This is a genomic window from Flavobacterium fructosi (genome assembly GCF_042787335.1).
Taxonomy (GTDB): Bacteria; Bacteroidota; Bacteroidia; order Flavobacteriales; family Flavobacteriaceae; genus Flavobacterium; species Flavobacterium fructosi.
In genome coordinates this window covers 295302-307299 of sequence record NZ_JBHZQA010000003.1, presented here as the reverse complement: position 1 = coordinate 307299, position 11998 = coordinate 295302, and the positions used below count along the sequence as shown (strand labels likewise).

Below are 11998 nucleotides of genomic sequence, written 5' to 3'. Positions count from 1 at the left end.
TTCCCGATCCCTTCAACCGTTTATTGTTCACACCATATTATGAATAAAACATTGTATTATTTTACGATCCTCTATTGCGTAAATATTGCATGAAAACTCAATTGCGATGTTTTGACCAATATTCATTTCAATCTGTAAATTTTTATAAGCAACAGATTCTTTCTTTTCTAATTCTTCAAATTTGTCTCTATTGTCAACCAAATTTTAAAAAAAATCAATTTTCCACATTGGTTTCTCCATAAATTGCTCTTTTGGATACCTCTATAAATTAACCAAAAACTGATTCATATTCGAAATTTTTCTGGTTCCCCCACCAATAAAAAAAATGCCTCTTAAGCGCGCTCAAAAAGATGATGATAACGGGTTTCCAAAAAAGTCAATACATATTCAACTACTTTATTATCAGCAATATAACGAATAACACATTGAAGAACCTTCTTATCATTCAATGAATACATGGTACTTATAAACGCTACACTAATCTTTAGCTCATCAGCTGTTTTAAGCGGCCGATTTTCATAGCGCACGAATCTCTTATGCTGTAATTCTGAAAATTTATCTTTATTAGCCACTATATCTTTTAGCGAACCTATTTCCCAAATCGCCTTTTCTATAAATTGTTCATAGGAGTACGCATTTCAGGATATTTTAAATCACTGACGAGGTGTGTAAAAGACCTTCCTGCATCAGTAACCCTAATTTTAAATATGTTAGTTACTGCATCAGTAAATCTGCGGATATTCATCCTCTTGTCCAGAAAAAGAATGGCTATTTCGGTGCTGTTCAACAAATTTTTCATTTCGTTGTTTACTTGGTCATAGTCACTTAACTTATTTTGAAGTTCCGCGTTAACGGTCTGTAATTCTTCGTTTAGACTTTGCATTTCTTCCTTAGAGGTAGTCAATTCCTCATTAGTTGATTGCAATTCTTCATTAATGGATTTCAATTCCTCCTGTGATGTTTGCATCTCTTCCCGAGAGTTTTATTAGTCTTCAATTATTTGCTTCAATTTCGCTTCTCGTTCCTGTGCTTTTACAGATGTATCTAATTCTTCCATTTGATTTATTTGCAGCGATGTCAGTAAATACAATCATTACGATCCCCTTTATCGGCTCAGTTGTTTCAATGCGCTGCTCTTTGATTGCAACAAAATTAGTATCGCCGTTACTTCCCATTTTTTTTAATTTCGCAGTATAACCGGATCATTACTTTTCAACGCTTTACGGAATGCCCCAGGCAGTTTATTTCTCAAACCTTCACCTGCCATCAAATGAATATTCCAGTTTGCCTTACCTACAACAGGTTCTAAATACTTGCCGATTCTTCTAGTAATATATAAAATATCACCTTTTTCATTTACAAAAATACGCGCTGGTGCAAAACGTTGAAGCAAAATTTGATCTGCAAGAATCTGTATATTTTCAACCCCTTTAGGTTCTAATTTATTCTCAGTTACGTCTACTTTAGTGTGTGAAAAGGAACTTGGAAAATCAGTTAATTCGTATGAAATAGATGACTGGGTACGTTTAAATAATTTTAATTTGGAATCAAGTATTTTAAACCCTTCCGAATTTTGCCCTAGTGTTTCTGCTGAACCTAAAACCATTATACCACCGGGAAGTAAACTATAGTTAAATAATTTCGAAAGCTTTTTTTGAAATGGTGGTTCCATATATATCAGCATACTACAACACATCAACAGGTTGAGTTTGATAAAGGGTCGGTCTCTAATTACATTATGAGGCGCAAAGACAAGTAGCTCTCGTATTGCTGCTGTTACACGATACTGACCTGGTTCCACAGTAAAAAACTTGTGGATTCGCTCTGCAGAAACATCTGCAACTATATTAGAAGTAAAAAAACCTCTTCGCGCTTTATCAATCGAATCAACATCTAAATCTGTGGCAAATATTTGTAATGACAGCTTTCTTTCACTTCGTATATTCTCTAAAACCTCCTTGAAAACTATAGCTAAAGAATAGGCTTCTTCACCTGTAGAGAACGCTGTAAACCAAACTCTTACTACAGATCCATCTGGCAAACTTTTTATCAGCTCAGCAAGAACTATGGTCTTAAGTTTTTCCCAAACTGCGGGATCTCGAAAAAAACTGTTACCTCCTATCAATAATTCTTTGAAGAATTCTACTTCTTTAGGATTTTCTTTTAAAAAATGAACGTTTTCAATTTTATCAATTTGGTGAACTCCCATACTTCTCTCAATTCTGCTTATTAAGGTCGTTTTCTTGTGCAATAAAAAATCATGTCTGGTCTGTTCCCGCAACAAAATTAAAATTTTATCAAAACTACTTTTATCCGTATTTTCGATTTTATTTTTAATTGGCGGAATATACTTAAGAAGATTAGTCCGTTTAGATGGTAATTCTTCTGCTGGGGCTAAAATATCAGCCAATGCGGATTCAGTTGCATTTCTTGGCATACTATCAAATTTTGACGTTACTGATTCCTGAACTAATACTAAACTATTATTTTCTTTTATGGTTTTAATTCCTAAACTTCCATTAGAGCCCATTCCGGAAAGAATTACACCAATGCTTTTATTGGGCGGAATCACATACACATAATTTGGGTTCATTTTAAGTTGGTCAGTAGCTTGTATGTCCTCCATGGGCGTTGCTCTTTGCAAAATTTCTGGTAAAACTCCAATATAATTAGGGTCAAGATGTTGAATAACGACAAATGCCAGACTGCTATTTTCCGGAATGTTTTTCAAAAAATTCTCTATTAGTTCCAGCCCACCAGCTGATGCTCCAATACCCCCAACAGGAAAGTCATTGAGTTGATTTTGCTCCTGACGTTTCTGCTCTATCTTTAAAATTTTATCTTTTTGTAATAAAATTTGATTGTTTTCCTTAATTTTCATTATCTCATTCTAATTTTATATCTCTACCGTCTACGCTTTTATAATTTCCTTTTATTTCATTACAAACTTTAGTTGAACGACCTTTTTACTAGGAGTTTATTTCTTTATTTCAAGTCAAGAGACAAGAAGACCTTTCGCTTACAAGGATTATTAATTTTCTAAAGATTTTTTGTCGTAAATTAAAATATTTAGCAATAAAATATTAAAGAAATCTAAGAAAAAAATTAATGGGGAGTTTTTAGAATTTTCAAGCAGGTCTAATTATAGTTACAAAATCAAAGATGAAATTTCATAAATTAATTTTATAAAAAAATCAATCAATTCTGCAATTTAAAAAAATTAGTTTGCTTCGACAAAAAAACCAAATCGATTTAATTGCTTGTATTTTTACCAACAATATATAGGAATCAATAATAAAATTCAAAACTTCCCCTTTTTGCATTTTAAATTCATACCTAAAGTAGTCATTTTTTTTATTTTACAAACTGTTTTTATTTAACAATTTTCAAATGAAAACAAATTAACTGATTGTCTTTTAAACAATTAATAATCTACACTAAAAATAAGACTTTAATTAATGGAAGTAATAATCCCTTTTAGGTTCCTATTGTTATTAAAAAATGAGTTTTTCTTCTATTCTTATTCAAATCGAATAAACATAAAAAAAACATGCTTTTATTTTAAAAATTTAAACTTAAAAAAAATCATTTATGCAGCCATTTATGCAACATTTTTTCTAAATCAACTTGAATAATTGGTTTTAGCAGATAATCATTCATTCCGGCTTCAAGACATTTTTCTTTATCACCAATCATTATACCGGCTGTAATTGCAATTATCGGGATGTTCTCAGAATCTTTTAATTTCCTGATTTCGTCCGTTGCCTCATAGCCATTTTTATTAGGCATTTGAATGTCCATTAAAATAACATCGGGCTGCTTCTTTATATACTGTTCAACTGCTTCATTGCCATCTTTAGCTTCAAAAATGATGCAATTTGAAATTAATTTCTTCACCAGCGTTTTTGCTAAAAGCATATTAATTTTATTGTCCTCAACAATCAAAACTTTTTTACCAGTTAACGCCGCAGTAATCACAATAGGCTTTTCTATTGCATTGGTAGTGCGTTCGCTCTTTTTCATATGTTTTGATTTCTTAAATTTAATTTCAAAGAAAAAGTCACTACCATCACCATATTTACTGATCAATTGCAGTTTACTATCCATTAACGCCAATAACTGGTTTGAGATAGCCAAACCTAATCCTGTCCCACCAAATTTTCGGTTTGTTGAATTGTCTTCTTGTACAAACGAATTAAATATTTTTTGGTTGTTATTCACTTTAATACCAATACCGGTATCTTTCACAGAAAATTTTAAAACGGAAGATTTAATATTTGAATTTGGAACCTCAATAATGTCCAATCGAATTTCTCCAAAAGTGGTGAATTTTAACGCATTACTTAATAGGTTCACTAATATCTGTTTCAAACGGACAGAATCAGCCATTATATACTGAGGCACATTACTGTCGATGTCTAATACTAAATCTATCCTTTTTAAATCGGCCTGATAACTAAATAAATTAACAACTTGACGAGTCAATTTAAATAAATTTATTTCTTCTACGTTCAATTCCAATTTTCCCGATTCAATTTTAGAAAAATCTAAAACATCGTTTACAATATGCATCAGCAAAGTCGCCGATTCATTAATTGTCGACATATATTCTGCTTGATTCTTTTTAAGATCAGATTTCATCAATAAATGGGTAAATCCAATAATTCCATTTAACGGAGTCCTTATTTCGTGACTCATATTGGCCAGAAAATCTGTCTTCGCTCTATTAGCTGCTTCCGCTTGCTCTTTGGATTTCACTAATTCAATTTCTAATAATTTACGTGCTGTAATATTCATAAAACTAATTACAATTTCAGTAATATTTCCCTTTTTGTCCAAAACGGGAAAACCATTACATAATAACCAAATTACATCCTGTTTTGCAGGCCTGTTTACTCCAACAGTTACGTTTTTAAAAGCTTGTTTTTTAGATATAATTTGGTTTACGGGGTATTTTTCAACCGACAGCACCGTAAAATCTTCATTCAAAAATGACCAGGCAGGATCAAGGGCTTTTTTTCCTTTCATTTGATCATCATTCAATCCAAGCAATTCAGATGCCATACTATTACTGACAATTATTGATGTATCGGGTGCGTGAACTACAATGCCTGCCTCGAGGTTGTTCAATAAACCTCGATACCGCTCTTCACTTTTAAACAATGCAAAATCTACTTTTTTGGATTCCGTAATATCTCTGGAAAGACATATGAAATGAATCTCATGATCTTCACTTTCTTTCATAGCAGCAATAGAAAGTTCAAACCAATGCATTCCATCCGACAATTCTAGGGTATATTGCCTTCCATTAGAAAAACCCTTCACCGAAGCTTCATGTAATGCTGAAATAATTAAATTTGAGGCATCCAAAGGTAATACTTCAATAACTGTTTTGCCCAGAAATTCACTTGGTGGCATTTCCGATAAATTAATATGGTGGGAATGGTAATTATAAATGTAACCATCTAAACCTATTTCAAACAACAAATCTGGAAGTGCTGCAAATATACTTGCCAATTTTTCATTCATTTTCAGTAAATCCTCTTCCGCTTTTTTAAGATCGGTTACATCTAACATTGAACCAATAAAACGTATGGGTTTTCCCGAATCATCTCGTATAATTGCTGCACGTTCATAAAAGAAACCATAACTGCCGTCCGCTTTCTGAAAACGAAATTCGTCTGTCCAAGCAGTCGAATTTCCTAAATAAGCACTCTCAATATTTTTCACAACCCTTTCTCTGTCTTCTGGGTGAAGTTTAGATTGCCATATTAGTCTGTTTTCAGCCATTGACAAATCGTCATCATAAGAGTTAAGAAGTTGATTAAACACTGAATTATGCCAACTTTTATCTGCTTCGAAATCCAATTCAAATATAGCATCGTTTGTAGCAAGAGAAATCATTTCGAATCGATCGTTAGCTACTTTAATTTTTTCCTCTGCTCTTTTACGCTCGGTAGTATCTAACATCGATCCTATATAGCGAATTGGTTTTCCTGACTCATCTCTAATAATAACAGCACGATCATAAAAATCTCCATACGTTCCATCTGCTTTTAGAAAACGAAATTCATCCGACCATGAAGTGGCTGAACTCGCATACGTCTGCTCTAATTTTTTGATCACTCTGTCTTTATCATCCGGATGTACTCTGGATCTCCATATCGACCTTGAATCAATTTTATTCTCTTGAATGTTATTACCGAAATTGAAAAGTTCAACAAACCTTTTGTTGTTCCAACTGAATCCCGTTATTAAATCAACTTCAGATATAGCGTCATTTGTCGCCATGGAGATTCGCTCAAATCGCTCATTAGCAATTTTTATTTTTTCTTCTGTTATTTTTCTTTCTGTAAGATCAATACCCATTCCTAACAGGCATTTCTTTCCTTCGTATTCTATCGTTAAAGAATTAATATAATACGGAATTTTATTTTTATTTTTTGTAGAAAATTGAACTTCAATATTAGGTAATTTTGTTTCAAACACAGTTTTTATCCTTGTTTCAACTTTTATTTTTTCATCACCATCAAAAAAATCTAACGGATGCATTTGAGTAATTTCGTCATAATTATACCCTGTAACTTCTTCAAAGTGTTTATTCCATTTTACAAATTTCCCAGATTGATCATAGAGATAAAAAATACCTGGCAAATTATTAATTATGGTTTCTGAAAGCTGTTTTTCTTTTAAAATAAGGCTTTCCGTAATTTTACGTTCTGTTATATCTGTAACTGTACCAATATAACCAATTGTCTCATTTTTAGAATTTTTTTCAGGAATAGCTTGTCCAATAACCCAAGCAATTGATCCGTCAGCATGAACAAATCGATATTCTGAAAATGAGCTTTCTTGCTTGCTGGCGGCCCGTTCCCAATCTTTTAATAATGTTTTTTTATCCTCTTCATGTAACGCTTTGAGCCATCCGTTACCTAAACCCTCCTCTTTCGACAAACCCGAAATTTTACTCCACATAGGATTAACATAAGTTGTATGGCCTTTTACATCCGTATGAAAAATCCCAACGGGCGAGTGCTCCGCAAGCGTATGGTAGCGCTGTTCACTTTCAATAACGGCTATCTCCGCTTTTTTTCGTAACGACTCTTTTTCAAAAATATCTAAAGCAAAAGCAACGTCTCCAATAGCTTCTTCCAGCAAAGCTATTTCCTCTTGATCAAAATAATTTTTTTCATTAGAATAAAAAGCAAACGTTCCTAAAACTCTTCCAAATTGCCTTATTGGCAATACCATTAAAGATAAATAATCTCTTTTTAATGCTTCTTCTTTCCACGGAAGCATCATGGGATCATTTTCAATATCGTTACAAACAACGTATTTGTTCTCTCTAATTGCGGTTCCTACCGGACCTCTGCTTTCTTCAATATCTACATCAATTGAAATTGTTTTTATCATTGAAAAGTATTCGGAATCATCTCCCGCTATCATAACCGGAATTACTTCTTTGGTAATAGGATTAATTGTACTAATCCAAACCATTTTAAATTTTCCAAATTCAACAGCAATATCACATGCTTCTTTATAAAGGTCTTGCTGATCTGTAGTACGAACAATCATTTGGTTTATCTGGCTAATAAATAAATAAAGCCGATTTGCTCTAATGAGTTTTTGTTCTTCATCTTTCCGTTCTGTTATATCAGTTATAACACCGTGACAAATTACTGTTCCTTCGGATTCAACCATCGGTAAAGCATTAACATCGTGCCATATCAATCCTTTCGTTGGATGCCTATATCGGTATTGACATTTGAAAGGAACTAACTTCGATTTAGTTAATTTAATACTTTCCATCACAAACTTTATATCTTCTGGATGAATCAATGAGAAAATGATATTTGAATCATTTTTAATCTCATCGTAACAAAAACCAAAAATTTCTTCAATCGCATCACTCGCAAAAGAATAACTCAACGACCCGTCATTATTATGCCGCATGGAATAAATTAAACCTGGAGAAGTCGCAACAATTTTAGTAAATTTATCTCTTTCTTCTCTTAAGGTTTTAATTACTTTTTTACTTGCGGTAATATCTTTAACGAAACCGAGGAACGTATTCTCGGAAAGTTTAACAGCCTCAACGGACCAGCATCTAATTTCTCCATTTTTATGAATCGCTTTTATTTCTTTTTTTACAACTCCATTCTCTGAAAGATTTCCGAATTCCTTAAAATAATCTGCAAGAGATTCTAAAGTTGATAAATCTCCAAATTTCATTGTTAAGAGTTCCTCTTTTAAATAACCAGTTAATATAGTTGCGGCATGGTTAACTTCTAAATAATTTCCCTTTTCATCCAACACAAAAACGCCATCAGGAGCATTTTCTATATAATTTCTAAATTTAGCATTACTTTCTTCTTTTATAATTGCTGACTTATATGCATTTTCAGCTTGGACTTTTGCATTTAAATTTTTACTATTTATAATTTTTTGTGTAATATCTTGTGTACTGCCTCTAATTGCATAGACAGTTCCTGATTCATTGATCAATGGCACTAGAATCGCATGAACCCATTTAGTTCTACCATTAAATAATACAACTTGCTGTTCTACCTCAAAAGGCTTTTTATCAATTACAGATTGATCTATTTTGCGGAGAAATAGCGCAACATCTTCTTTACTAAAACGATTTAAATAAATCTGAAATAAATTTTGGTTTGGTTTGGTTTCAACTTCATAAATGGTATACAATTCCTCGGACCAAATCATTTTTTTAGTAAAAAAATTGAACTCCCAGCTTCCAATTTTAGCAATTTTTTGTGCCTCGTTTAAAAATTTCTGATTTACAAGGAGATTCTGCTGACTGATTCTAATTTCCGTAATATCCCGTCCTATGGCATAAATAAAATTTCCGGTGACATCAACACCTGCTGCCCAATCGATTATAACATTTTCACCATTTTTTTTAACTATTCTATTCTCAAAACTTATTGAAGTTATCCCATGTGATAGTTTTTCCATTTCCTTTTTTGATTTTTCCAAATCATCCGGATGAATAAAACTAAGTAGTGAATTGTTGAGCAATTCTTTTTTGGTAAAGCCAAATATTTTTATAAATGCGGGATTTACCATCTTATAGAAACTATCTGTCCCTACGACACAAATTAGATCATGAGATTCTTCAATATAGAATTCAAAATTAGTAAAGGAATGTCCTTTTTTGGCTAATCGAATTAATTCTAATTCTTGTTCTTGCGTTTTTTTGAGTAATTCATTATACGTTGGTTTAGCCTTATTCCTACTCATAAATTGTCAATAAATTTGTTGTAACCGCTAAATATAGCAAAATAAAATTACAAATTGAATGAGGTTCTTTATTATACAAAAAAATTAAATTCTCAATATTATTCAACTGTGACTTTTGTTACTGTGTTAGGATTTATCACCTAATATCTTTGCTGTATTAATTAAATAAAAATTATGAAAAAAATAAATTTAATACTGATTTTAGGAGCATTTTTGATTTCTACTTTAGGATTTAGTCAAGACACGTTGACTATTTCTAAAAAGGATATTTGGAAAAAGGCTTCCAATAAAAACCTCCTAATCAAAATAGCCAATCAGGACTTCAAATCGGCACAAGCGGATTACAGACAATCTAATTCGTTATTCCTACCAAGTATTTCGGCATCGCATACAGCTATTTCAACAACAAATCCTTTGATGGCTTTTGGTTCCAAATTGAATCAGGAAATTTTAACGCAATCGGATTTTAATCCAGACTTATTGAATAATCCAACAAGAACGAAAAATTTCGCTACTAAAATTGAAATTTTACAACCCTTAATTAATGTAGATGGATATTACGGAAGACAAGCTGCAAAAGCAAAAATGCAGGCCTTTCAATTGCAAACGGAGCGAACCAAAGAATATTTGGAACTGGAAGTCAGTAAAGCTTTCATGGAATTGCAATTGGGTTATAAAGCGGAAAAAGTTCTGGAAAAAGCCAATACGACTGCTACAGCCAATTTGAAATTGATAGAGAACTATTTTAAACAGGGAATTCTTCAAAAAACAGATTTGCTTTCGGTTCAGGTTCGTGTAAATGAAATTAAAAATCACTTGCAATACGCCAAAAGTAATGTGCAAAACGCTTCGGATTATTTGGGGTTTCTTTTAAATGAAGATACAGCAAATAAAGTTTATAAACCGATTGAAGAATTGGAAAATGCAATTGTTATTGAAACGTTCAACACGACACTTTCCAGTAATAGAAAAGACATTCAGGCAATAGATAAATCATCTGAAGCCTACGCAAAAATGGTACAATCAAGCAAAATGAATTTTTTACCAAAGTTAAATGCTTTTGGAAGTTATGAAGTGTATGATGATAAACTTTTTGGAACCAATGCCAAAGGATATTTGATCGGAGCACAATTGTCATTGAATGTTTTTGACGGTTATAAATCAATTGGGAAAATGGAAAAAGCGAAAGCGGATTTCCAAAAATCAGAAATGGAAAACCAACAGTATAAATCCAAAAGCCAATTGGAATTAAGCAAAACCAACCGACAATTAAAAGATGCTGAAAATAAAGTAAATCTTTCCAAATTAGCATTAGAACAATCACAAGAAGCTTACAGAATCCGAAGCAATCGTTTTACGCAAGGACTGGAAAAAACGACTGATTTATTGCAAGCAGAAACCCAAATGTCTCAGAAAGAACTAGAATTCCTGCAAGCTGTTTTCGAATATAATTTTACTCAAGAATATTTACAATTTTTAACTAAATAAACACATGAAAAAAATATTTATCCCAATACTGACTGTAGCCCTGACCCTTTTAACTTCCTGTAACGGAGAAAAGAAAGAAGCTCCTGCCAAAGAACTTGCCATTGCCGTGAAAGTAAGCGGGATTTCGTCCAATGACAATAGTCCATTTGTAACGGCAAGCGGAAAAATTGAAGCCGAAAACAGTGCTAATCTCAGCACTAGAATGATGGGTTATGTCACCAAAATTCATGTACATGTAGGACAAAAAGTAGGTGTCGGACAATTATTAGTCAGCATCAACAATACTGATTTGCAAGCCAAAAAAGCACAGGTCGATGCCAGTATTCATCAAGCGACTGCTGGTTACAGCAACGCTAAAAAAGACTACGATCGTTTTGTAAATTTATTCAAACAACAAAGTGCCTCTCAAAAAGAACTCGACGATATTACAGCACGTTACGAAATGGCGAAAGCAGGATTGGAAGGAGCCAGACAAATGCGAAACGAGATTTTAGCTCAGTTTTCGTATTCGAATATTACGGCTCCGTTCTCGGGAACGGTGACCAATACTTTCGTAAAAGAAGGTGATATGGCGAATCCAGGAATGCCACTAGTAAGTTTGGAAGGCGCTTCAAAATTACAAGTAACGGCCATGGTTTCTGAAAATGATATTGTAAGTATAAAAAAAGGAATGACTGTAAATGTTTTGGTAAAATCATCTAATGTCACACTGACCGGAAAAGTTAGCGAAGTGAGTATTTCGGCTGCGAATACTGGAGGACAATATTTGGTAAAGGTAAATTTAGATAAAACAGATGCATCGGTGTTATCAGGAATGTTTGTAAATGTGCAATTTCCTGTTGCAAACAAAACTCAAACAGTTGAAACCAATAGAATTTTAGTTCCCGAAAATGCTTTGGTAAAACAAGGACAACTAAGCGGAATCTACACGATTGCAACTGGAAACATTGCCATTTTAAGATGGTTACGAACTGGGAAAACGTTTGGCAATCAAGTAGAAGTTTTATCTGGTTTATCGGCTAATGAGCAATACATTGTTTCAGCAGATGGAAAGTTGTATAACGGAGCTTTGGTTCGTGTTCAGTAATAAAGTTTAAGGTTTAAACTGAAAAGCTAAAAATCTATAAAATAAATGTCATTGTTAATTCCGCGTGAGGGATTGAGGCGGCATCCTTTTGTAAAGCGCAGCGGAACAAAAGATACAGCCGAAAGCCCGACCCGACCTTTTTGGGAGGGTCACGCCCAAATA

The 11998-nt window shown here is 32.9% G+C and carries 6 protein-coding genes; 2 read left to right on the top strand and 4 right to left on the bottom strand.

The features are described from left to right. Positions 1 to 610 precede the first annotated feature (610 nt). From ACFX5D_RS06650 to ACFX5D_RS06635, 4 genes are all read right to left on the bottom strand, one after another. Positions 611 to 967, bottom strand: a complete 357-nt coding sequence (locus ACFX5D_RS06650) for a PAS domain-containing protein (protein ID WP_379857448.1) — start codon at positions 965 to 967, stop codon at positions 611 to 613. Between the two features lie 25 nt (positions 968 to 992). Beyond that, positions 993 to 1175: a hypothetical protein gene (locus tag ACFX5D_RS06645; RefSeq protein WP_379857447.1), complete on the bottom strand. Its 183-nt coding sequence runs from the start codon at positions 1173 to 1175 to the stop codon at positions 993 to 995. Positions 1176 to 1180: 5 nt separating this feature from the next. Then, positions 1181 to 2881 carry a CheR family methyltransferase gene (locus ACFX5D_RS06640; RefSeq protein WP_379857446.1) on the bottom strand — a complete coding sequence of 567 codons (1701 nt, stop codon included), beginning with the start codon at positions 2879 to 2881 and terminating at the stop codon, positions 1181 to 1183. 704 nt (positions 2882 to 3585) lie between these two features. Continuing rightward, entirely contained in the window at positions 3586 to 9261 is a 5676-nt protein-coding gene (locus ACFX5D_RS06635) for a PAS domain S-box protein (protein ID WP_379857445.1), read from the bottom strand. Positions 9262 to 9435: 174 nt separating this feature from the next. On the opposite strand from ACFX5D_RS06635, the gene ACFX5D_RS06630 reads away from it, so the two are divergent. Together ACFX5D_RS06630 and ACFX5D_RS06625 are read left to right on the top strand one after the other, a co-directional pair. After that, positions 9436 to 10749, top strand: coding sequence for a TolC family protein (locus ACFX5D_RS06630; protein ID WP_379857444.1), 1314 nt, complete (start codon positions 9436 to 9438; stop codon positions 10747 to 10749). A gap of 4 nt (positions 10750 to 10753) precedes the next feature. Continuing rightward, positions 10754 to 11836, top strand: coding sequence for an efflux RND transporter periplasmic adaptor subunit (locus ACFX5D_RS06625; protein ID WP_379857443.1), 1083 nt, complete (start codon positions 10754 to 10756; stop codon positions 11834 to 11836). The last annotated feature ends 162 nt before the right edge of the window (positions 11837 to 11998 follow it).

Bases quoted from the DNA above. Each gene is read 5' to 3' on its own strand.
- ACFX5D_RS06645 (WP_379857447.1), bottom strand. From the start codon at position 1,175: ATGGGAAGTAACGGCGATACTAATTTTGTTGCAATCAAAGAGCAGCGC.
- ACFX5D_RS06635 (WP_379857445.1), bottom strand. From the start codon at position 9,261: ATGAGTAGGAATAAGGCTAAACCAACGTATAATGAATTACTCAAAAAA.
- ACFX5D_RS06650 (WP_379857448.1), bottom strand. From the start codon at position 967: ATGCAAACATCACAGGAGGAATTGAAATCCATTAATGAAGAATTGCAA.
- ACFX5D_RS06640 (WP_379857446.1), bottom strand. From the start codon at position 2,881: ATGAAAATTAAGGAAAACAATCAAATTTTATTACAAAAAGATAAAATT.
- ACFX5D_RS06630 (WP_379857444.1), top strand. From the start codon at position 9,436: ATGAAAAAAATAAATTTAATACTGATTTTAGGAGCATTTTTGATTTCT.
- ACFX5D_RS06625 (WP_379857443.1), top strand. From the start codon at position 10,754: ATGAAAAAAATATTTATCCCAATACTGACTGTAGCCCTGACCCTTTTA.